Annotated in this window: 18 protein-coding genes, 1 tRNA gene and 2 pseudogenes; 13 read left to right on the forward strand and 8 right to left on the reverse strand. The window is 46.6% G+C overall.

Features of this window, described 5'->3' with window-relative positions; translation table 11 throughout:
- Positions 1 to 219 precede the first annotated feature (219 nt).
- Positions 220 to 292: transfer RNA gene (locus DW965_RS04495), tRNA-Thr, on the forward strand.
- Between the two features lie 191 nt (positions 293 to 483).
- On the opposite strand, the gene DW965_RS04500 is transcribed toward DW965_RS04495, so the two are convergent.
- Complete coding sequence (locus DW965_RS04500) at positions 484 to 1,131, reverse strand: epoxyqueuosine reductase QueH (protein ID WP_117761585.1); 648 nt, start codon at positions 1,129 to 1,131, stop codon at positions 484 to 486.
- 110 nt (positions 1,132 to 1,241) lie between these two features.
- Here DW965_RS04500 and DW965_RS04505 point away from each other — a divergent pair, with 110 nt between their 5' ends.
- The 7 genes from DW965_RS04505 (at position 1,242) to asd (ending at position 7,809) form a co-directional block, all read left to right on the forward strand.
- Complete coding sequence (locus DW965_RS04505; protein ID WP_118594538.1) at positions 1,242 to 2,012, forward strand: ABC transporter ATP-binding protein; 771 nt, start codon at positions 1,242 to 1,244, stop codon at positions 2,010 to 2,012.
- On the forward strand, positions 1,999 to 2,850 hold the full coding sequence (locus tag DW965_RS04510; protein WP_242998327.1) for an ABC transporter permease: 852 nt from the start codon (positions 1,999 to 2,001) through the stop codon (positions 2,848 to 2,850). The genes DW965_RS04505 and DW965_RS04510 overlap by 14 nt, the downstream gene beginning before the upstream one ends.
- A gap of 16 nt (positions 2,851 to 2,866) precedes the next feature.
- Positions 2,867 to 3,163, forward strand: coding sequence for a hypothetical protein (locus DW965_RS04515; protein ID WP_022463012.1), 297 nt, complete (start codon positions 2,867 to 2,869; stop codon positions 3,161 to 3,163).
- Complete coding sequence (locus tag DW965_RS04520) at positions 3,160 to 4,098, forward strand: DNA/RNA non-specific endonuclease (protein ID WP_118601623.1); 939 nt, start codon at positions 3,160 to 3,162, stop codon at positions 4,096 to 4,098. Before DW965_RS04515 ends, DW965_RS04520 begins: the two co-directional genes overlap by 4 nt.
- A 71-nt stretch (positions 4,099 to 4,169) precedes the next feature.
- The gene (locus tag DW965_RS04525; protein WP_147398130.1) at positions 4,170 to 5,063 is read left to right on the forward strand and encodes a recombinase family protein; all 894 of its coding nucleotides are present in this window, start codon (positions 4,170 to 4,172) and stop codon (positions 5,061 to 5,063) included.
- Positions 5,064 to 5,256: 193 nt separating this feature from the next.
- A complete protein-coding gene (gene argH, locus DW965_RS04530; RefSeq protein WP_055228597.1) occupies positions 5,257 to 6,636 on the forward strand; it encodes an argininosuccinate lyase in 1,380 nt (459 codons plus the stop codon).
- 87 nt (positions 6,637 to 6,723) lie between these two features.
- Positions 6,724 to 7,809: an aspartate-semialdehyde dehydrogenase gene (gene asd / locus DW965_RS04535; RefSeq protein ID WP_022463016.1), complete on the forward strand. Its 1,086-nt coding sequence runs from the start codon at positions 6,724 to 6,726 to the stop codon at positions 7,807 to 7,809.
- A 66-nt stretch (positions 7,810 to 7,875) separates the two neighbouring features.
- On the opposite strand, the gene DW965_RS22460 is transcribed toward asd, so the two are convergent.
- The 7 genes and pseudogenes from DW965_RS22460 to DW965_RS04570 form a co-directional block, all read right to left on the reverse strand.
- Positions 7,876 to 7,968 (reverse strand): DUF6783 domain-containing protein, encoded by a 93-nt coding sequence (locus tag DW965_RS22460; protein ID WP_369123061.1) that lies wholly within the window; start codon positions 7,966 to 7,968, stop codon positions 7,876 to 7,878.
- A gap of 67 nt (positions 7,969 to 8,035) precedes the next feature.
- Positions 8,036 to 9,046, reverse strand: coding sequence for a GGGtGRT protein (locus DW965_RS04540; RefSeq protein WP_022463017.1), 1,011 nt, complete (start codon positions 9,044 to 9,046; stop codon positions 8,036 to 8,038).
- Positions 9,047 to 9,071: 25 nt separating this feature from the next.
- A pseudogene (locus DW965_RS04545) lies at positions 9,072 to 9,763 on the reverse strand (iron-sulfur cluster assembly scaffold protein).
- Positions 9,764 to 9,987: 224 nt separating this feature from the next.
- On the reverse strand, positions 9,988 to 10,653 hold the full coding sequence (locus tag DW965_RS04550) for an acyltransferase (RefSeq protein WP_118697694.1): 666 nt from the start codon (positions 10,651 to 10,653) through the stop codon (positions 9,988 to 9,990).
- Positions 10,654 to 10,701: 48 nt separating this feature from the next.
- Positions 10,702 to 12,804 (reverse strand): DNA topoisomerase, encoded by a 2,103-nt coding sequence (locus DW965_RS04555; RefSeq protein WP_118660493.1) that lies wholly within the window; start codon positions 12,802 to 12,804, stop codon positions 10,702 to 10,704.
- Positions 12,801 to 13,559: a formate/nitrite transporter family protein gene (locus DW965_RS04560; protein WP_119198087.1), complete on the reverse strand. Its 759-nt coding sequence runs from the start codon at positions 13,557 to 13,559 to the stop codon at positions 12,801 to 12,803. Before DW965_RS04560 ends, DW965_RS04555 begins: the two co-directional genes overlap by 4 nt.
- Before the next feature lie 446 nt (positions 13,560 to 14,005).
- The gene (locus DW965_RS04570) at positions 14,006 to 15,205 is read right to left on the reverse strand and encodes a helix-turn-helix domain-containing protein (RefSeq protein ID WP_119198088.1); all 1,200 of its coding nucleotides are present in this window, start codon (positions 15,203 to 15,205) and stop codon (positions 14,006 to 14,008) included.
- A 220-nt stretch (positions 15,206 to 15,425) separates the two neighbouring features.
- Between DW965_RS04570 and DW965_RS04575 the strand changes: the two genes are divergently transcribed.
- The 5 genes and pseudogenes from DW965_RS04575 to DW965_RS19705 all read left to right on the forward strand — a co-directional run bounded on the left by DW965_RS04575 (position 15,426) and on the right by DW965_RS19705 (position 21,864).
- The gene (locus DW965_RS04575) at positions 15,426 to 17,876 is read left to right on the forward strand and encodes a beta-galactosidase (RefSeq protein ID WP_119198089.1); all 2,451 of its coding nucleotides are present in this window, start codon (positions 15,426 to 15,428) and stop codon (positions 17,874 to 17,876) included.
- 92 nt (positions 17,877 to 17,968) lie between these two features.
- The gene (locus tag DW965_RS04580; protein ID WP_243036392.1) at positions 17,969 to 19,402 is read left to right on the forward strand and encodes an MFS transporter; all 1,434 of its coding nucleotides are present in this window, start codon (positions 17,969 to 17,971) and stop codon (positions 19,400 to 19,402) included.
- 115 nt (positions 19,403 to 19,517) lie between these two features.
- The gene (locus DW965_RS19695; RefSeq protein WP_243036394.1) at positions 19,518 to 20,981 is read left to right on the forward strand and encodes a GH36-type glycosyl hydrolase domain-containing protein; all 1,464 of its coding nucleotides are present in this window, start codon (positions 19,518 to 19,520) and stop codon (positions 20,979 to 20,981) included.
- Positions 20,982 to 21,004: 23 nt separating this feature from the next.
- Positions 21,005 to 21,549: pseudogene (locus tag DW965_RS19700) on the forward strand (GH36-type glycosyl hydrolase domain-containing protein); the annotation flags it as partial.
- Positions 21,550 to 21,579: 30 nt separating this feature from the next.
- The gene (locus DW965_RS19705; RefSeq protein ID WP_243036396.1) at positions 21,580 to 21,864 is read left to right on the forward strand and encodes a glycosyl hydrolase family 65 protein; all 285 of its coding nucleotides are present in this window, start codon (positions 21,580 to 21,582) and stop codon (positions 21,862 to 21,864) included.
- Positions 21,865 to 21,888 lie beyond the last annotated feature (24 nt).

Below are 21,888 nucleotides of genomic sequence, written 5' to 3' on the forward strand. Positions count from 1 at the left end.
AGGAAAAGGGATGGTTTTCCTTAATTTTTGAAAGTAAGGACAAAGTTTATGCATAAAATTTGCGCCAGGGAGGTGAAAACAACAGGGATGGAAACGGCGGGAAATCAGTGGGGCGGAACAAATTTTAGAAAAAGATTCATAAATTTCAAAAAAATGCTTGCAATTTCAAAAAAATACGGTATAATAATGATTGTGTCATTCAGGAAATGAATGTCACAGGCCGAAATAGCTCAGCCGGTAGAGCACTTCACTCGTAATGAAGGGGTCGTCAGTTCGAATCTGATTTTCGGCTTATTCTTTAGAAACCCGCAGGACGTAAGGTTCTGCGGGTTTTCTGGTATCATGAGAAATGTGACAGAAATACGAACGCCTTTGCAGGAAAAAGATCTGCTGCAAAGGGCGTTTACTGTTACAAGTTTCAGGAAAATCAGTTCGTACAGCATATCCTGACGGAGCTTTTGGCCGGACACTTCAAAGAGCACATCAGCTGTTGCCATTTTCCTGTGCTGCCACCCGTGCGTCGCGTTCCCGGCGGGAAAAGACGCAGCCGCAGTAGTCCTGGCGGTAAAGGCCGTATTCATGGGAAAGTTCGATGGAACGCTGGTAGCCGCCCCGTTTCTTGAAATCTGAATTGAGATATGGGATCCCGTATTCGGCGGCAAGCCGTTCTCCGATTTCATTCAGCTTTTCCGCGTTTTTCAGCGGGCTGATGGAGAGGGTTGTTGTAAAATAGTCGAGTTTGAGCTGCTTTGCCATTTCGGCCGCTTCGCGGAGCCGCATTTCATAGCAGACAAAACAGCGCTCGCCGCCCTCCGGCACATTTTCCATCCCACGTGTCAGTTTATAGAACCGGTCAGAATCGTACGGGCCGGGGCAGAAGGAAATCGGATGCACCGCGGGAAGAGAGTGGATCAGACGCTGCTGTTCCTCCACGCGGTGCTCGTACTCCGTCGGCGGATAGATGTTGGGATTATAGTAAAAGAGCGTAATGGAAAAATACTGCGACAGATATTCCAGCACGTAACTGCTGCACGGCGCACAGCAGCTGTGCAGCAGCAAGGTCGGAACTTCACCGTGAAGTCCTGCAATCTTCGCATCCAGCTCCTTCTGGTAATTTCTTTTATTGGCCATAATGTATCTTCAAACCTCCTGGTATCTTTCAATCCTTTCTATTATAGCCTCAGCGCGGCTGGGATGCAAGCTGCATATGATATCTTATAGATAGAGGAGGATGCAAAAAAATGGATGATCAAATCCTGTCATTAGAGCATATATCACTGTCCTATCACACCATGAAAGGAGAAACACCGGCGCTGTGCGATCTGACCTTTTCGGTAAAACCGGGGGAATTTGTTGCTCTTGTCGGACCGAGCGGCTGCGGAAAGAGCACGATCCTGAACTTGATTTCCGGTCTTTTAAAGCCGGAGGCGGGAACTCTGCTGAGCCGCGGACGGCCGATCACGGAGGCGGATCTCCATATCGGCTACATGCTGCAGAGAGACCACCTGTTTGAATGGCGGACCATCTACAGCAACGTTCTGCTGGGCCTTGAGATTTCGCGCACGCTGACACCCGAGCGGAAAGAAAAAGTTGGGGAGATGATGGAGACATACGGCCTGAAATCCTTTTCCAATGCCCGTCCGTCCGAACTTTCCGGCGGTATGCGGCAGAGGGCGGCACTGATCCGTACACTGGCGATGGAGCCGGATCTTCTGCTGCTTGACGAGCCGTTCTCCGCTCTCGACTACCAGACGAGGCTGAACGTCTGTGATGATATCGGAAAGATCATCAAAAAAGAGGGAAAGACAGCAATTCTCGTGACACACGATATTTCGGAGGCCATCAGCATGGCGGACCGTGTGATTGTTCTGGCGGCACGGCCGGCATATGTGAAAAAAAAGATTCCGATCCGGTTTGCGATGGAGGAGCGCACGCCGATGAAAGCGCGCAGTGCGCCGGAATTTAAAACGTATTTCAATGCCATCTGGAAGGAGCTGAATGAAAATGCGTGAGCAGGCAAAAACGCCGGAGAGCAGCTTTCAGAGGGCGTATCTCCGGCAGAAAAAAAGAGAACGGGAGCAGGTGCGGGTGTTTCGGGCTTTGCTTCTCGTCAGTTTTCTGGTATTATGGGAGGTGGCGGCGGATCTGAGATGGATCGATCCGTTTATCTTTTCCAGCCCTGTGCGGGTGGGAAAAACGTTCGTGACCCTGCTGACGGAGCAGAACCTTCTGCGCCATATCGGGATCACGGTGTATGAGACGGGAATCAGCTTTCTGCTCGTCTCGGCACTTGGCATGGCGTTCGCTGTGCTTTTGTGGCTCTTTCCGCGCTTTTCTGCGGTGATGGAGCCGTACCTGGTAGTCCTGAACAGCCTGCCGAAATCGGCGCTCGCCCCGCTTCTCATTGTGTGGATGGGGGCAAACGTGAAAACGATCATCACGGCCGGCATTTCCGTTGCGATATTCGGCTCGGTGATCAGCATTTACAGCAGCTTTCAGGGTGTGGAGCCGGATATGCTCCGCCTGATTGCAACACTCGGCGGAACGAAGAAGGATATGCTGTTCCGCGTCGTGCTGCCGTGGTCGCTTCCGGGGCTGCTCGCCGTGTGGAAGGTCAACATCGGCCTGTGCCTCGTCGGTGTTGTAATCGGAGAGTTTATCGGGGCAAGAGAGGGGCTTGGCTATCTGATTATCTACGGCAGTCAGGTGTTCAGATATGCACACGCAAGAGAAGGGAGGATGACAGATGATTGGAATCGTATGTCTGGAAGAACGAAGAGGAATGCAGTTTGGCGGACGACGCGTTTCGCGGGACCGCGTGGTAACGGAAAAAATCTGCGAACTGTGTGAGGGGAAAACGCTCTGGATGAATCCGGCTTCGGAAAAGCTGTTCGCGGAGCAGAAGGAGAGTGGGAAGGTAACACTTCAGGCGGCGGCAGATTTTCTGGAGCAGGCAGGCGAAGGAGAATACTGCTTTGTGGAGAATACGGGACTGCAGGCTGTGGAAGCGAAGATAGAGAAAATCATCGTTTTCTGGTGGAACCGGCATTATCCGTCTGACCGGAAATTCGACCTGGATCTTTCCAAATGGAATAAAGTGTCCGAGGAGGAGTTTGCAGGCTATTCCCATGAGAAAATAACGAAAGAGGTATATGAGAAATGAAAAAACTAAGAAAACAGCTTCTGCTGCTGGCGGCGCTTCTTGCTCTGACACTGACCGGCTGTGAGGCGCAGGATCTTCTCTCGACGGAGAGAGCAGATTCCGGTTCGGAGGTTACGGCCGCTTATACGATGACGGAATCCCAGATTACCGATCAGGCACCGACGGCCGTTTCAGTTCTTGATGTTCCGGAGTTTTCCGGTGAACCGTATGTCGTTTTAAACGGAAATGAGCCGGATTTTACCGATGAGGAAAAGACGACCGAGTCGTACGAGCATTACAGCGATCTGGACAGCCTGGGACGGTGCGGCGTGGCAGAGGCGAATATTGGCCAGGATCTGATGCCGACGGAGAAGCGCGGCGCGATCGGCCAGGTAAAGCCGACGGGCTGGCATACGGTAAAATACGATCAGGTGGAAGGTAAATATCTGTACAACCGCTGCCATCTGATCGGATACCAGCTGACCGGTGAGAATGCAAACGAGAAGAATCTGATCACTGGAACACGTTATCTGAACGTCGAGGGCATGCTGCCGTTTGAAAACATGGTTGCCGACTACGTCAAAGAGACCGGAAACCATGTGCTGTACCGCGTTACACCAATTTTTACCGGGGACGACCTTGTAGCGGACGGTGTGGAGATGGAGGCACTTTCCATGGAAGATGACGGCGAGGGCATTTCCTTCCATATCTTCGCATACAACAATCAGCCGGGCATCTCGATTAATTATGCAACGGGAGACAGCACGTTAAGCGAAAGCAGCGGAACGATGACGGATCAGCAGGAATATGTCATGAACACATCCAGCATGAAATTCCACCTGCCGTCATGCTCCAGCGTCAGCTCGATTAAGGATGAAAACAAGGCGACATATCAGGGACCGCGCGAGGACCTGATCGCCGAAGGCTATGAGCCGTGCGGACGGTGCAATCCGTAAAAGAAATTACAAAAAGAGGGTCGGAACTTTCCGGTCCTTTTTTCTATATAGTAAAGAGAAGCATCTGGAAAGTGAGACAGGAGATGGAAGAGGAGAAGCTGCGTGCGGTTTATTATGCAAGGTGCAGCACCGAGGAGGAAAATCAGAAGGATGCGCTGGTAAGACAGGCGGCGGAGGCGGAAGAGGCAATCCGGGCAAGAGGATGGAGGCTTGTGGATGCCTACGTGGAGAGCCGCTCCGGTACGAGCCGGAAGGGCAGACGGGAATATAACCGCCTGTACGAGGATCTCGAGCAGAACCGGTTTGATGTCGTCGTAATCAAGTCGCAGGACCGCCTGATGCGGAACACGCGGGACTGGTATCTGTTCGCAGACCGCTTAAACTGCGCCGGAAAGCGGCTGTATTTTTATCTGGAAAACACATTCTATTCGCCGGAAGACGCGCTTCTGACCGGCATTAAGGCGATTCTGGCGGAGGAGTACAGCCGGGAGCTGAGCAAGAAGATGAATCTGGCGCACCAGAAACGGCAGCAGAATAATGGAAAGCCGGTGCTGACCTCAAAAAGTTATGGTTACCGGCGGACGGCAGGCGGAGCGATTGAGATCATCCCGGAGGAGGCCGCAGTGAAGCACCGTATGTACGAACTCTGTGCAGACGGTCTCGGCGGACGGAAAATTGCGGCGGTTCTGGCAGCGGAGGGCGTCCGCAGCCGCGCCGGAAAACCATTCTCTGGAACAGACATTATCCGCATGGTGCGGAATCCCATGAATAAAGGCACCGTAGTCATGAACAAGAAGCATTACGATTTTAACACCGGAAAAACGCTCCCTACACCGCCGGGCGGGCAGTACGTCTATGCGGGGAAAATTCCTGCTATCGTCTCTGAAGAGCTCTGGATAGCGGCAAATCGGGCGGCTGACGAGCGTCTCTGCCGCAAAAAGGTGGGCAAATCTGTTCAGACTTGACTGGGTAATCCTGTCCATCCTGATCCTCTGCCTCGTTGCGGCAGGATTGTACGGCATCTTGGGCTGGCTGGAAAAAAACTACACAAAACGCCGAAATTCGGGAAAGTAGGTGATTTGACTTGCAAAGGAAGGTTGGATGCTTGTATAATAATGCATGATAATTTAAAAAACTTACAGGAAAAGAGGAATGAAAATGGCACAGTTATGGGGCGGACGGTTCACAAAAGAGACCGACAAGTTAGTGTATAATTTTAATGCATCCATCAGCTTTGATCAGAAATTCTATAAACAGGACATCAAAGGCAGCATGGCACATGTAAAGATGCTGGCAAAACAGGGCATCCTGACAGAAGAGGAGAGAGACCAGATTCTTGCAGGACTGGAGGGGATTCTTGCCGATGTAGAGAGCGGAAAACTGGAAATCACCAGCGAATATGAGGATATCCACAGCTTCGTGGAGGCAAACCTGATCGACCGCATCGGAGACGCCGGAAAGAAGCTGCACACCGGAAGAAGCCGCAATGACCAGGTAGCCCTCGATATGAAACTTTATGTCCGCGATGAGATCACCGAGATTGATGCACTCGTCAAAGAGGTGCTGGTAACACTCGAAAAAATCATGGAAGAGAACATTCACACCTATATGCCGGGATTCACCCATCTGCAGAAAGCACAGCCGATCACACTGGCACATCACATGGGCGCATATTTTGAAATGTTCCGCCGCGACAGAGGCCGCCTTGCAGACATCTACAAGAGAATGAATTACTGTCCGCTCGGTTCCGGTGCGCTGGCTGGAACGACGTATCCGTTGGACCGCGCTTACACAGCAGAGCTGCTCGGCTTTGACGGCCCGACCTTAAACAGCATGGATTCCGTATCCGACCGTGACTATGTCATTGAGCTCCTCAGTGCTCTTTCTACGATTATGATGCATCTTTCCCGCTTCTCCGAGGAGATCATCATCTGGAATACCAATGAGTATCAGTTTGTGGACATCGACGACGCATACAGCACCGGAAGCAGTATCATGCCGCAGAAAAAGAATCCGGATATCGCAGAGCTTGTTCGAGGAAAAACAGGCCGCGTTTACGCAGCTCTGATGTCAATGCTCACCACTATGAAGGGAATCCCGCTGGCGTACAACAAAGATATGCAGGAGGATAAAGAGCTGACCTTCGATGCCATCGACACCGTAAAAGGATGCCTGGCTCTGTTCAATGGCATGCTTTCTACCATGCACTTCAAAAAAGACCGCATGGAGAACAGTGCAAAGAACGGTTTCACGAATGCAACGGACGCAGCTGATTACCTTGTTGGAAAAGGCGTTCCGTTCCGCGATGCACATGGCATTGTCGGCCGTCTCGTTCTGTACTGCATTGACAAAGGAATCTCCCTTGATGATATGAAACTCGAAGAGTACAAAGCGATCAGCCCGGTCTTCGAGGATGATATTTATGATGCCATCAGTATGAAGAACTGCGTAGAACGACGCAACACGATCGGCGCGCCGGGAGCAGATGCGATGCAGGCTGTCATCGAGCAGAATAAAAAATATTTACAGGAAAATTGAAAAAACAGTTGCAATTTTGAAAAAATTGGTATAGTATGACATGAGACGCACAAATGTACGCCACAGAAGAACAAGGAGATGAAACCAATGGAGCAGAAATTGAGAGTAGGAATTTTAGGAGCAACCGGTATGGTAGGACAGAGATTTATTTCTCTGCTGGAGAACCATCCGTGGTTTGAAGTTGTGACCCTGGCAGCAAGTCCGAGAAGTGCCGGAAAAACATATGAGGAAGCAGTCGGCGGACGCTGGAAAATGGATACTCCAATGCCGGAAGCAGTGAAAAAGCTCGTTGTGATGAATGTAAATGATGTAGAGCATGTGGCATCTACCGTAGATTTTGTATTTTCCGCTGTTGATATGTCGAAAGATGAGATCAAAGCGATTGAAGAAGCATATGCAAAGACCGAGACACCGGTTGTTTCCAACAACAGCGCACACCGCTGGACACCGGATGTTCCGATGGTAGTTCCGGAAATCAACCCGGAGCACTTCGATGTTATCGAGTTTCAGAAAAAACGTCTGGGAACCAAGAGAGGCTTTATCGCTGTAAAACCGAACTGCTCAATCCAGAGCTATGCACCGGTATTAACGGCATGGAAAGAGTTCGAGCCATATGAAGTGGTTGCAACCACATACCAGGCAATTTCCGGAGCAGGAAAAACCTTCAAAGACTGGCCGGAGATGGAAGGAAACATCATCCCGTTCATCGGCGGAGAAGAAGAGAAGAGCGAGCAGGAGCCGCTTCGTATCTGGGGTAAAATTGAAAACGGCGTGATCGTAAAAGCAACTGAGCCGAAGATCACCTGTCAGTGTATCCGTGTTCCGGTATTAAACGGACACACCGCAGCTGTTTTCGTAAAATTCCGCAAGAAACCGACGAAAGAGCAGCTGATCGAAAAACTGGAGAACTTCAAAGGCCTTCCGCAGGAACTGAACCTCCCAAGCGCACCGAAACAGTTCATCCGTTACATGACAGAAGATAACCGTCCGCAGGTAACACTGGATGTCAACTACGAGAACGGTATGGGAATCAACGTAGGCCGTTTAAGAGAGGATTCCATCTACGACTGGAAATTCGTAGGTCTGTCCCACAACACGGTCCGCGGCGCAGCAGGCGGAGCAGTACTTTGTGCAGAGACACTGGTTGCAAAGAAGTTTATCGCTGCAAAATAATGCTTAGAATGATATAAAAAACGCCTCTGAAACGTTTTGGGTTCAGAGGCGTTTTTTGTGCATGGATCAAAAGAATATAGCATGTGTTTGAAACATCGTTCCTGCAATCTGCACGCCCAACTTTGCAGGATATCGAAAGCAGCAAAAAAGAAGCGCCATACGGGAAAATTCCCGCGGCGCTTCTTTTTTGCTCAAATAATTTTATTTACGCAAAGTTTGGCTAATCTTAGAATTTGCCAGCTTTTGCTGCCTCTTCAACAGCAACAGCTACAGCAACAGTCATACCAACCATTGGGTTGTTTCCTGCGCCGATCAGACCCATCATTTCTACGTGAGCCGGTACAGAAGAAGAACCTGCAAACTGAGCGTCAGAATGCATACGTCCCATAGTATCGGTCATACCGTAGGAAGCAGGACCTGCTGCCATGTTGTCCGGGTGAAGAGTACGTCCTGTACCACCGCCGGAAGCAACGGAGAAGTATTTTTTACCAGCTTCGATACGCTCTTTTTTGTAGGTACCTGCAACTGGATGCTGGAAACGAGTCGGGTTGGTGGAGTTTCCGGTGATGGAAACGTCAACGTTCTCTTTCCACATGATAGCAACGCCTTCGCGAACGTCGTTAGCGCCGTAGCAGTTAACTTTCGCACGCGGTCCATCGGAGTATGCTTTTCTGAATACTTCTTTCAGTTCTCCGGTGTAGTAGTCATACTCAGTCTCTACATAAGTAAAGCCGTTGATACGAGCGATGATCTGAGCAGCGTCTTTTCCAAGACCGTTCAGGATAACACGCAGAGGTTTCTGACGTACTTTGTTTGCTTTTTCAGCGATACCGATAGCACCCTCAGCAGCTGCGAAGGACTCATGTCCAGCCAGGAATGCGAAGCACTCGGTGTCCTCTTCCAGAAGCATTTTACCAAGGTTACCATGGCCAAGACCAACTTTACGCTGATCTGCTACAGAACCCGGGATACAGAAGGACTGAAGTCCCTCACCGATTGCTGCAGCAGCTTCAGAAGCTTTGCGGCATCCTTTTTTGATTGCGATTGCTGCGCCTACAGTGTAAGCCCATTTTGCATTCTCGAAGCAGATTGGCTGAATGCCTTCGATCATTTTGTATACATCAAGGCCAGCAGCTTTTGTAACTTCTGCAGCTTCTTCGATGGAGTTGATTCCGTACTCAGCAAGCTTAGCCAGAATCTGTTTCTCTCTTCTTTCATATGATTCAAATAAAGCCATTTTCCTATCCTCCTAAATTATCTGATTACTCTTTTCTCGGGTCAACGATCTTAACAGCATCAGCAACACGTCCGTACTGTCCGCTTGCTTTTTCGAAAGCTGTGTTTGCATCATCGCCGGCTTTGATGAAGTCCATCATCTTTCCGAAGTTGATGAATTTGTAACCGATAATCTCATCATCTGCATCCAGAGCGATACCTGTTACATAACCGTCGGTCATCTCCAGATAACGAGGTCCTTTTGCAAGAGTTCCGTACATGGTACCAACCTGGGAACGAAGTCCTTTACCAAGGTCTTCCAGGCCTGCGCCTACAACCAGTCCGTCCTCGGAGAATGCACTCTGGCTTCTTCCGTAAACGATCTGCAGGAAGAGCTCTCTCATAGCAGTATTGATAGCATCACACACAAGGTCAGTATTCAGTGCCTCAAGGATGGTAAGTCCTGGCAGAATCTCAGATGCCATAGCTGCAGAATGAGTCATTCCTGAACATCCGATGGTCTCAACGAGAGCTTCCTGGATAACGCCCTCTTTTACGTTCAGAGTCAGTTTGCAGGTACCCTGCTGCGGTGCGCACCAGCCAATACCGTGAGTGAATCCGGAAATGTCTTTGATTTCTTTTGCTTTTACCCATTTTGCTTCCTCCGGAATCGGAGCTGCACCGTGATGCACGCCCTGGGCAACCGGACACATCATTCTACTTCGTGTGAATAAGTCATTGTTAAACTCCTTTCAAATATGTACTTATTTGAGCTTTTGTCTTTCGAACGGACTGTTTCCAGCCTGTTCACAGACCTATGGTTATTGTCTCACAAAATTGGTCATTCGTCCAGCATATTTTGATAAAAAATTGCAAAGACCACCGGAAAACGATAAAATTTCCGGCGGTCTTTTAAATCAATCGGTTTGGTTTTCTCTCGATAAAAGAGAATTTTTTTAATTATCAGATTTTTTTGACAATTTCTTTCGCATTCTTAAAAATATGACCTGACGGGATCACACCGCGAATACAGGAGAGTGGATAAATGTTGGAATTTCTTCCGACAACCGTTCCCGGGTTCAATACGCTGTTACAGCCGACCTCGACTTCATCGCCGAGCATCGCACCGAATTTTTTCAGTCCGGTTTCGATCTGTTCATCTGCGCCTTTGACAACAACGAGCTTCTTATCGGATTTTACATTGGAAGTAATGGAACCGGCACCCATATGGGCTTTGTATCCAAGAACAGAGTCGCCGACATAGTTGTAATGCGGAACCTGTACTTTATTAAAGAGAATGACATTTTTCAGTTCGGTGGAGTTTCCAACGACAGCGCCTTCGCCGACGATGGCGTTTCCGCGGATAAAGGCACACTGACGGATCTCAGCGCCTTTTCCAATGATGCATGGGCCGTTAATGGAAGCGGTCGGTGCGATCACGGCATCTTTTGCGATCCAGACATTTTCACCGCGTTTTTCGTATTCTGCCGGATCGAGTGTTTCGCCGAGTTCAAGAATAAAATCTTTAATGAGCGGAAGCACTTCCCATGGATACGTTTTGCCTTCAAAGATTTTTGCGGCAATGGTCTGGGTTAAATCATAAAGTTCAGAAATGGTTGCATCTTTCATGCGTGATTCATCCTTTCTTGTTTTAGTTCCTGTTTATCTTACCACATTTCAGGAGTTCTGTGCGCCCTTTTTTCCGGCGGTGGAATAGGACTTTGCAGAGGAGTCTTCTGCAGCGGTACGTTTCCCGGTACGGGAGCGCGTGGAGGAGGCTTTTTTGTAATACGGCGCGGACGCATCAAAGCTGCTCTTTAGCTGGAACTGATTCCGCAGCTGCTTCACATTTACCGTGTGGCGTGTCACAAAGTTTTCCAGTTTTCCCATATATTCCTCGGAGGTAATGGAGCCTTCCGCTACATAGGTAAGTCCCTTTTCCCAGCTTGCTGTCAGCTCCGGATTCAGAAGCGGGCGGATCGACTGGTGTACGACGTCGTAGATCATTTCGCCAAGCTGTGTCGGGGTGATAACCTGCGTCTTTTTGTTCAGAGCAAGATATTTGATAAAGACAAGCTTTTTCAGAATCTCAGCACGCGTCGCACTCGTTCCGATGCCGCTTCCCTTAATCTGTTCGCGCAGCTCCTCGTCTTCAATGAGCTGTCCGGCATTTTCCATTGCAAGGATCATCGAACCGGAGGTGTAGCGTTTTGGCGGAGAGGTTTCTCCTTCCTTGATAGAAAGGCCGAGAAGATTCAGCTCGCTGCCTTTCTGCAGCTGGGACAGCGCTGCAAGAAAAGAGGGATCGCAAGTCGTCTCGTCCTCCTTTCTGCCCTCGTCGTCCTCCTCTTTCTTACGGAAGAAAGAATACTGCATGGCTTTTAAATAGCCCTCCTGCACGAGAACGCGGAAGTTGGAGAAAAACTGCTCGCCGCCGATTTCGGTGACAAGAGCAACTTTCTGATAGACCGCCGGCGGATAGAAGATACCGAGAAAACGGCGGACAATTGTCTCATAAACTTTTGCGGAGAGTTCCGAGAGGTTCCGCAGATTGTTAAGGCCCTGTCCGGTCGGAATGATCGCATAGTGATCGGTAATCTGTTTATCGTTTGTATAGCGGGTGGAACCAATCTTTTTCCAGCTTTCACCCTGCGAAATTTCATTTGCAAGGCCGCTGCAGATACCGTACTGCTGCAGGCCGCGCAGGTTTTTGCTGATTTCCCTGGCAACGGCAGAAGAAAGCACACGGGCATCGGTTCGCGGATAGGTAACCAGCTTTTTCTCGTAAAGCTCCTGAACAACTTTCAGCGTTTCATCCGGACTGATTTTGAAAAAGCGGGCACAGTCGTTTTGCAGCTCCGCAAGGTTGTAAAGCAGTGGCGCATTTTTATTTTCCTTTTTTCGCTCCATTTTCAGGACATGCGGGATCAGAGGATTCTGCATGCTTAATTCCTCAATCAGTTTCTGTGCGTCCTCTTTTTTCTGGAAGCCGTTCTCCTTATAGAGAAGCGGAGAGTTGAAGTAGCGGCTGCCTTTTACGGCGCGCCATTCCCCCTCAAAATTGCGTCCATTTAAGGAAAGACCGGCGATGACACGGTAGAATGGTGTTTTCACAAAGCTACGGATTTCGCGCTCCCGGCGTACGACCATGCCGAGCACACATGTCATAACACGGCCGACGGAAATAGACTGATATTTAGTGCCGAGATACGATGCGACAGCGCTTCCGTATTTGAGCGAGAGAAGACGGGAAAAGTTAATGCCCATCAGGTAATCTTCTTTGGCGCGGAGATAAGCGGATGCCGAAAGATTGTCGTATTCACTTTCGTCCTTCGCTTCGCGGATACCGCGCAGGATTTCTTCTTCTGTCTGCGAGTCGATCCAGACACGCTTCTGTTTCTTGTCTTTGATACCGGCCATCTGCGCGACGAGACGATAGATGTATTCTCCCTCACGCCCGGAGTCGGTACAGACATAAATGGTTTCAATATCCTCCCGGTGGAGCAGGTTACTCACAATGGTGAACTGCTTTTTTACTTCCGGGATAATTTCATATTTGAAGTTTTCAGGCAAAAAAGGCAGGGTCTCGAGACTCCACCTTTTTAACGCAGGATCATATTTTTCCGGATAGCTCATCGTAACCAGGTGACCGACGCACCAGGTTACGACGGACTGATCCGACTCTAAGTATCCATCCCTGCGCTGCATATTCTGTTTTAACGCTTTTGCGAACTCCTGAGCAACGCTCGGTTTTTCCGCAATGTATAAAGATTTTGTCATTTATCTGCACTCATCATTCGAAGCGGCCAGGCAAGGAGCACACCGCCTCCTATTGCGTTTCCTATAGTTACAATGACCATACTTTTCAATGCGGCAGTCAGAGAAATGCCGCCTGGGACCAGAAGTGCAGCGGTAACAAAGGTGGCCATATTGGCAACGCAGTGTTCAAAACCGGCAACAACGAATCCGGTGATGCAAAGTATAATCATGAAAAATTTGGCAACTTCATTTTTGCATTTCATGCCGCAGGCAACGGCAAGGCAGACGAAGAAGTTGCAGAGAATGGCACGGAAAAACATTTCTCCGGCAGGAATGGAAAGTTTATTTCCAATAAATCCTGCGTAATAATCGGCAGTACCGGAAGCACCTGCCAGTACGAAAATTACGGAGAGAATCAGGCATCCGACAAAGTTTCCGATGTAGCTTACCAGCCATACTTTTCCAACCTGTGCCCAGGAGACTTTTTTGTCATAGGCCCCAAAAGCCATAACAAGATTGTTTCCGGTGAAAAGCTCTGCACCGATAAAAACGATCAGCAGAACCGCAATGGCAAACACAATACCGCCAAGCAGTTTTCCCCAGGCAGGATCTGTACTCTGGAACGTATTGCCTACCACGTTGGAGAAAATCATGGCAACCACGATAAAGAAACCGGCCATGACTGCACGGAGAAAGTATTTCCCCGGGTGTTCTTTCAGCAGCTTTGCTTTGTTTACGGCTGCCTCTGAAAATTTTTGTACGTCATCATAAGGCATAGAATAACTCCTTTCTTATGTCCCGTAGGATGGACATATCCCCTCTCTTTTTGTCCGGGGGATGGTCTTTTTTTCCGGAGCAGCTTGCAAATGCTTCGGATTTCGCGCTTTCAACTTTGGCTATTATAGCATTTCCCGGAAAGATTCGCAATGAAGGAGGAAGAAAAAAGTATATTTCCACAGAAATGTCAGAAAATAAGGGGTAAAACGACAGATTGTATGATGAACTCAGAGGGGTTGAAACAAGGATTGAAAGCTTTTTTTATGTTCTGTTTTACAAAGATCTCGGACACAGTGAAATTGTAAACCATGATGATCCGGCGTTTGTGAAACTGGTTTATCATCTGCACTGATGTTCATTCTTAGCAAAAACCTCATCTGCTGTTTTCATACAAAAGATAAAACGGCAGGTGAGTTTTTTGTAATGGGCCTCTGGAAAGGATAAACTAAAGCCGTATAGTATCCATTACACCGGATTTTTTCCGATATTCTAAAGGAGTCATATGATACTGTTTTTTGAATAAACTCTGAAAATGAGGCTGGCTGGAAAAGCAGAGATAACTGCTGATTTCAGCCAGACTTTTTGTACTGTAGGTTAAAAGCATTTTAGCTTCTTCTAATTTACATCTTGTAATGAAAGCACCTATGGTAAAGCCGAGCTCAGTTTTGAATTTTTTCATCGTGTAGGAAGTACTTTTCTGAATGGAATCCGAGACATCATTCACAGAGATGGATTCATTTGTATGTGTACGGATAAAATTCATACAGGTATAAACTTCTCTTGAGATTCCAGCAGGGATTTTGGTTTCACCTGCCTGCTGACAAAAATCCAGAATCATGGAGTATTGCAGTGCCTGGATTTTTTCCAGTGACTGCAGTGCCTCGCATTCCTGAATATAAAGATCCAGAAGCTGATATGTTTTTTCAATATCTACTCCTCCCGGAATGGCACCAAGAACAGCGGTTTTGATTGCTGTCACGATAAAAAGATTTTTGGCATGGCGAATCGGGGTTTTTGCAAGTCTGCCTTCTTCTAATTGTAATGTATTATTCTTCAAAAAATTCTGCAAAGCATTTACATTTCCGTTTTGAACAAACTGAAAAAGTTCGCATTCAAACTGGTAAGTGTTATGCATCTTTTTATTTTCCATATTTTCTGTAATGGATTTCAAATGCTGCTGGCTCTGCCGCAATTGCTTGGGTGCACGCTGTCCCAATAATTTCAACACACTGATTTCCTTGTGGTTCACACATTGATGCAGGAAAACAAGATGCTGACAAAATTGGATATGTGATAACCGGGGAATGGAGGCGAGAGCCTCAGCGATTACTTCCTTGTACTTCAGGGGCGTGGCAGAGTCATGCATATAACTGCGGACGAGCTCATCTGTCACAGGAACGGAAAAAACCGGGCCTAAGATGATATATTCACCAGTAGTTTCAATTTGGACAGAGCCATATACAATGTCGGGAGATGCAAAACGAAATTCGGGATTATAATCGGATGGATAAAGCGGATAAGGGCTCTCGGTTGAGATGTGGAGCTGTTCTGATAAAGCAGAGTAAATAGCTCCTGCTTCAGTAATTAGATTCGTAGGAATTCCTGTAACGGCATAGTAATTTTTACAAAAAGTAACATAATTCATATGATATTCTCCTGGTATCTGTGGGATGCAGTGGATCAAATTTTCGTTTGAAAGTTTCTGCAAAGCAATTCACGATTCCTTCACTTCCAAATTTAAAGTATAAAATGGAAAAAGAAAAATAACAATACGAAAACATATAATTTTGTATGTTTTTATGTAATATCTTTCCTTTCATTTTTGATAAAGTGCGATTAGAAAAAAGGAAAGGCGGATCATACGTATGAGACAACCGATTAAAATTAATAAAACGAATCCAAATAAAGGTGTTCTCGATTATTCTTATCTTTTGGATGCACCAGCTGGAAAACATGGATTTGTAACGACAAGGAATGGCCATTTTTATTTTGAAGATGGTGTAAGGGCAAAATTTCTTGGGTTTAATGTGGCTGCAAGATCAAATACCCCGGATCATGAAACCGCAGAGAAACTGGCGGAACGTTTTGCGAGCCTGGGCGTGAATGTGATTCGGCTCCATGCAGCAGATGCCCCAATCAGCGAAGAACCACGCAGCTGGTCCAGCTGTAAAGAAGCTCCACTTTTAGATTATGAAAAAGGAAACGGGAGAGAATTTCATCCGGAAGGTCTGGATCGATTTGACTATTTTGTCGCAAAATTGAAAGAGCGGGGTATTTACCTTCACATTGATCTTATCGTTGCAAGAGATTTTGTAGAAGGAGATGGACTGGACTACCCAGGAAATGCGGGAAGCTGCATCAAACGTTTTCCCATGTACAATAAACGGATGATAGAGCTGCAAAAAGAATATGCCAGAAAGATTCTCTGTCATGTGAATCCTTATACAGGTCTTGCGCTGATTGACGATCCGGCGGTGATCACGGTTCAGATCAATAATGAAGATTCTGCGATTAAAGGAACGATGGAAACGGATCAGCGGGAAGAGATGCAGCCATATCGGGATGAGGTACAAAATCGTTTTAACAGCTTCCTCTTGATGAAATATGGAACAAGAGAGCGTCTGAAAGAAGCATGGACATTTGAAGGAAAATGTGCGCTTGGCGAGGAAGAAGATCCTGAGAAAGGAACTGTGCAGGGAACCGCAGGTAATTTCTATCAGCCGGAATGCGACCCTTTGGGAAAATGGGAAGAAAATGAAAGTCCGGCCCGCTATGCTGATTTTATGGAATTTGGCATTACGATGAATCGTAATTTTTATCAGGATATGAAAGATTATCTTCATTCCCTTGGAGTAAAAGTTCCGATCGTGACAAGCAATCTGGTTGCCGGTGCAGCGGATGTATATGGCCATACCGACGGGGATTTTATGGAAAATAACAGCTATTTTAATCACCCGCTGCTTCCGATCCAGGAGGCAAATACCTATCTGGTTGCAGGGCCGGCCGAATATGTGTCAACGAACCCGCTGACCATGCAGACAGGAGTTGGTTCTATGGCAACAACACTTTTAAATCTTGCTTCCGTTGCCATTGTAAAAGGAAAGCCTTTCATGCTCAGTGAGTGGAACGAATATGGGGAACATCCTTTCCATTCGACAGCATATGTGCACACGGTTGCCTATGCATGCTTGAACGACTGGGACGGACTGATTTTATACAATTATCATACGTCGGAAAAGGCGGACGATCAGCCGGACGATGAAATCTGGAGTGTTTTTGATGTATATAATGATCCGGCGGTTATCTGTCAGTGGGGATTTATGGCATCTGTATTTCTCAAAGGGCTGGTATCGGCGGCTAAAAGCCGTGTAGATGTCGTATATACACAGAACGATTTGAAAACACTGCCGAAAATGCACGCAATGCCAACTACTTTTTTACCTTACATCACATGTATGCGAAATGTATTCCTGGACGGAGGGGATACCTATCAGGGAGACGCGGCTGTTGCAGTGAACGCAGGATTTTTGAATGGGGCAGATCTCTCGGGGGCAGAACACGGTGTGTATTATGCATGGTCACCGTATCGTGACGCATGGCGGAAATATAAAGACCACAACAGGCTGAAACAGGCAGCAAAGAATGCAGAAGAGATACGAGAAGGCGTGTATCTGGGAGCACAGGCACTTGTCTTTGATGAAATTCAGAAAATCGCAGGCACAGGAGATTATCGTGAATTTGCTGCAATTCTTGACCGGGCAATGAAAGAATGGAAGATACTTTCGGAGGAATGTGGTCTGGTAGATGGAAAACTGATTTCTGATACAAAAGAGCTGGTGTTTGATCCGGCACATGCCCGGTTCGCAATTCATACACCGTATTGCGGATATTTCAGTGGAAGCCCAGCAGAAAGTCTGCGGCTGTCTGAAAAAATTGAGATCCAGTCAGAAAATGAGCGGATTACGCTGGCACTTCTTCCAGTGGGAAAGGAAAAACTGGAGCAGGCAGAGGAATTTGTGATCACTGCGATGGGAACAACGGGAATGGACAAGACAACGTATCAGGAAGGTGCACAGATGATGGGCTTTCCGTTTACAGCAGTACACTTTCAGGGAAAATTATATGCCGAAACGCTGGAAGGAAGAATCTACGTAAAAGCTAAGGAGGCCGTTCTTACAGCATTAGATCCGACGGGAAATGAAATTGGAAGAATAGAAGGAAAAGAGACAGAAAAAGGAGTATGTTTTCTTTTGTCAGGCAATCTTCCAAGTGTTCAATATAATTTAAAAATAAAAAAAGAATGCCCAAATATATAATATTAAATTGCTATATGTAATAAAAGAAACAAAATACTTGATAGAATACAAGTATAAAACAGCGGCTGTAAAAAACGATGGGAGAAAAAGATATGGGAAAAAAGAAACAAAAAGTCCTCTATGATGCAGACGGGGCAAGAAGAGTTATGAGAAAAACAGATTATATGGCTGATATGGGAGGTCAGTTAGCATTAGGCGTGATGGCCAATCTGGTTGGCCAGCTTACTTACTTTTATACAGATAAAGTCGGCATGGCGGTAGGCGGAGTCGGAATTGCGATGATGATCGCTAAGATTATAGATGCACTGACGGACGTTCTGGTGGGAAATATGATTGACCACTCCAAAGGTGGGAATAAGAAATATTACTCCTGGATGCTGAAAATGGCGATTCCTGCAGCAGTCATCATCATTATGATGTTTACGGTCCCGATTCAGGCAGGACAGACAGCGGCATTGATTTATGTACTGGTTACCAATCTTCTTTTAACAGCAGTTATTTATACTATGATTGCCACACCGTTTTCAGCGGTTATGATTGTGCGTACCCACAGCCAGAGTGAGCGAAGCAATATGGGGCTGTTCCGTGCAGTCGGAAACTACGGTGCCGGAACAATCATTGCTATTATCACAATTCCGGTAACCAATATGCTGGGTGGCACACAGAGTGCATGGATCAAATATGGTGTTGCGCTTGCACTTGGCGTTTTATTACTTTTCCTGATCTGCTACAACAATGGAAGAAAAGCAAAATTTGCTTCGGATTATGAAAGCGAATCGGAAAACGCATCAGAAACAGCACCGGCAGAAACAGAAGAAGAGGAAGCAGTTCCATTTAAAGATGCTATAAAAATGTTATTGCAGAATAAATACTGGGTGATCGTCCTTCTGTTCAATTTGATTACCAATATTACCGCTGCAGTGGCAGCAGCCTCGGGTACATACTATGCAAAATGGATTTTTGGCAACGATAATCTTGTTGCAGTCATAGGAGCGGCAGGTATGCTGGCAACGGTAATCGGATTTGTGGTTTCCAAGCCGATCATTTCGAAGCTGGGTGTTACAAAAACAATTCAGCTTGGGTTAATGGGAGCTGCCATTCCATCCCTGATCCGCTGCTTTATTCCGGAAAACTTTATGGTTTATGCAGCAACCAGCCTTGTGGCGAGCTTTATCCAGATTCCACTGATGTGTCTGTACGGCGTATTAACAGCAATGACGGTAGATTATAACGAATGGAAATATGGAAAGAAATTAGTTGCAATGTCGGGCGGAGCCATAGGATTTGGAAGTAAAGTGGGAAGCGGCCTTGGATCTGTTATCTTATCCGCATTTCTTGCCATTGGCGGATATCAGGCATCGCTGGAAAGTGCAACTGCTTCCATGCGATATTCGATTTATGGATTTTCCAACTATCTTCCGCTGGTTGTAAACCTGGCTATGTTCCTGATTTTTACCAGATTTGATCTGGAAGAAAAATTACCAAAGATGCGGGAAGAAGTACTTGCGAGAAAAGAGAAAAAATAAACGGAGAAACTACAAGGTCGGTACAGGAAAGACTGTACCGACTTTGCAGTTGTCATTCAATTTACAGAAACTGCCAGTGGCAGGCTCTGTAGGTTAAAAGTAAGGAGAATTGAAAATGAGCGATACATTATGCAATGAAAAAAAGAAACCTTATACATTTTCAGAAGATGGAAATTCCTGCATTATAACAGAAACCAGAACACCAAGATACTGGTATAATTATCTGTGGAATGAAAATCATTACTGTGCGCAGATTTCCCAGACAGGACATGGGCGCAGCTATTACCTCAGTGAAAAAGCAGATATGTGTATGATGAATCAGGACGATGCAAGATATATCTATCTAAGAGACGAGAAAAGCAAAGAATGCTGGAATATTGGCGAAGGTCCATTAAATACGGAAGTAGAAAATTATCAGTGCGTACACAGCATTGGATCTTCCAGAATCCAGTCTTCTTATCAGAATATTGCAAGTTCCTGGCAGCTGTTTGTACCGGAAGAAGGATACCAGGAAGTGTGGACTTTGAAAATAAAAAATACAGGGGAAAGACAGCGCCATCTCAGCATATTTTCAGCAGTCAGCTTTTATCTGGAGGGCTTTTCTTATCCGCGATATTATGAAATGTATCGTTGTATAGAAACAGATTATGATGAAAAGTTAAAGGGTGTATATTGCAGATCCGCACATCCTTTCGCACCGCACAAAAGATACAACGCATTTCTGGCAGCATCAGAGCCGGCATACGCATATGATGGAAATCTGGAAGCATTTTGCGGGACAACCAGTACCATAACAAGGCTGGATGCATCAGCAAGCGCGCTCTTCCAGAGACCGGACATTGTCGTAAAGGGAAAAGACTGTACAAATTCCAAAGCGGCCCTTTTTATTCTGGGCGGTGTGCTGCAGCATAAAATTGTGCTACAGCCAGGAGAAGAAAAAGAATTACAGTTTGTATTTGGAATCAGTGAATCACTTGAAGAGGCAAGGGCGGTATCGGAAAAGTTTTCCAATTCTGCAGTTGTGGAAAAGGAACTTGAAAAAGCAGAAACGCATTATCTGGAAAAATATCGTTCGCTGACCGTGGAAACGCCGGATGAAAAAATCAATCACATGATGAATAACTGGGTGAAAAAACAGGTAGATTTTTGCATTGTCGGGAAAAAAGGAGTCCGCGATAATCTTCAGATTGCAGTTGGCCTGTTAAACTATCGGCAGGAAACAGCAAAAAAAGAGATTCTGGAATGTCTTCGCCATCAGTTTCGGGATGGTCATGGAGTTCTTACGTGGTATCCTTATGATGATACCCGGTATTCCGATCAGCCGTTCTGGATCATATGGGCTGTCTGCCAGCTGATAAAAGAAACGGGAGACTTTTCTATCCTGGATCTGGAGATTGAATGGCAGGATGGAGGGAAGGCGGCTGTTCTGGATCATGTGAAAGCGGCTGTGAATCGATTGCTGCAGGATAAAGGAAAGCATGGACTGGTGCGGATTTATTTTGCAGACTGGAATGATGCACTCAATGTTACAACGGATGAATATGCGGAATCCGTAATGCTTTCCCATCAGTCTGCCTAGCACTGAAGGAATTAGAAGCATTACTGAAGAAAAAAGGCGATCAGGTATATGCCGGAAAAATAGCAGAGGAATATCGTATCTTACGAAACAGCATTAATGCATATGCATGGGATGGAGCGTGGTACATGCGGGCGTTAAGTGATGTGGAGAATATTGGTTCCAAAAACAGCGAAGGAAGCAAAATTTATCTGAACGCGCAGACATGGGCTGTTTTAGGAGATGTTGCAGATGCAGAGAAATTACCAAAGATATTAAAAGCAGTGGATTCCATGGAGCATGATTTTGGATTTCCGTTAAATCTTCCGCCGTATCAGAAGTATTCGCCCAATGTAGGGAGAATGTCCGGCATGCTGCCAGGATTGTTTGAAAATGGTGGCGTATACTGTCATGCTACAGGGTTTAAAATTCTGATGGACTGCAAGGTGGGGAGAGGAAGCAAAGCATTCGAAACACTGAAAAAATTATGCCGGACAGTGATAAAAATCCATCCATGCAATCCGGAGCAGAACCATATGTTTTTACAAACTGTTATTCTACTAATCCCGGATATTATGGAAGATCCTACCAGTCCTGGACAACGGGAACTTCTGCGTGGTGCATGATGGGATTGTACGAAGGAATCCTCGGAATCAAACGGGATTACGATGGACTGCGGATCGATCCGTGTCTGCCGAAAGAATGGGAAAAGGCAGAAGTGACCAGACATTTTCGAGGTGCTGATTATCATGTAATCATCGAAAATCCAGATCATCTGGAAAAAGGAGTGCTTGAAATTAAGACAGATGGAGCAGTTTGCGATATGTCCGACAAAGCAGATGGGTTTGTGCTGCCTGATTTCAAGGATGGAAAAATGCATGAAGTCCATGTTATATTGCGTAAATAGACAAAAGAGGCTTGTTTAGGAAGA

This window comes from Blautia sp. AM47-4, from assembly GCF_003479865.1.
GTDB classification, from domain to species: Bacteria; Bacillota; Clostridia; order Lachnospirales; family Lachnospiraceae; genus Fusicatenibacter; species Fusicatenibacter saccharivorans.

What these genes read in the sequence shown, in the direction of transcription:
- DW965_RS04500 (WP_117761585.1), bottom strand. Translation starts at nt 1,131, where the DNA reads ATGGCCAATAAAAGAAATTACCAGAAGGAGCTGGATGCGAAGATTGCA.
- DW965_RS04505 (WP_118594538.1), top strand. Translation starts at nt 1,242, where the DNA reads ATGGATGATCAAATCCTGTCATTAGAGCATATATCACTGTCCTATCAC.
- DW965_RS04510 (WP_242998327.1), top strand. Translation starts at nt 1,999, where the DNA reads ATGAAAATGCGTGAGCAGGCAAAAACGCCGGAGAGCAGCTTTCAGAGG.
- DW965_RS04515 (WP_022463012.1), top strand. Translation starts at nt 2,867, where the DNA reads ATGAATCCGGCTTCGGAAAAGCTGTTCGCGGAGCAGAAGGAGAGTGGG.
- DW965_RS04520 (WP_118601623.1), top strand. Translation starts at nt 3,160, where the DNA reads ATGAAAAAACTAAGAAAACAGCTTCTGCTGCTGGCGGCGCTTCTTGCT.
- argH (WP_055228597.1), top strand. Translation starts at nt 5,257, where the DNA reads ATGGCACAGTTATGGGGCGGACGGTTCACAAAAGAGACCGACAAGTTA.
- asd (WP_022463016.1), top strand. Translation starts at nt 6,724, where the DNA reads ATGGAGCAGAAATTGAGAGTAGGAATTTTAGGAGCAACCGGTATGGTA.
- DW965_RS22460 (WP_369123061.1), bottom strand. Translation starts at nt 7,968, where the DNA reads ATGGCGCTTCTTTTTTGCTGCTTTCGATATCCTGCAAAGTTGGGCGTG.
- DW965_RS04540 (WP_022463017.1), bottom strand. Translation starts at nt 9,046, where the DNA reads ATGGCTTTATTTGAATCATATGAAAGAAGAGAGAAACAGATTCTGGCT.
- DW965_RS04550 (WP_118697694.1), bottom strand. Translation starts at nt 10,653, where the DNA reads ATGAAAGATGCAACCATTTCTGAACTTTATGATTTAACCCAGACCATT.
- DW965_RS04555 (WP_118660493.1), bottom strand. Translation starts at nt 12,804, where the DNA reads ATGACAAAATCTTTATACATTGCGGAAAAACCGAGCGTTGCTCAGGAG.
- DW965_RS04560 (WP_119198087.1), bottom strand. Translation starts at nt 13,559, where the DNA reads ATGCCTTATGATGACGTACAAAAATTTTCAGAGGCAGCCGTAAACAAA.
- DW965_RS04570 (WP_119198088.1), bottom strand. Translation starts at nt 15,205, where the DNA reads ATGAATTATGTTACTTTTTGTAAAAATTACTATGCCGTTACAGGAATT.
- DW965_RS04575 (WP_119198089.1), top strand. Translation starts at nt 15,426, where the DNA reads ATGAGACAACCGATTAAAATTAATAAAACGAATCCAAATAAAGGTGTT.
- DW965_RS04580 (WP_243036392.1), top strand. Translation starts at nt 17,969, where the DNA reads ATGGGAAAAAAGAAACAAAAAGTCCTCTATGATGCAGACGGGGCAAGA.
- DW965_RS19695 (WP_243036394.1), top strand. Translation starts at nt 19,518, where the DNA reads ATGAGCGATACATTATGCAATGAAAAAAAGAAACCTTATACATTTTCA.
- DW965_RS19705 (WP_243036396.1), top strand. Translation starts at nt 21,580, where the DNA reads ATGATGGGATTGTACGAAGGAATCCTCGGAATCAAACGGGATTACGAT.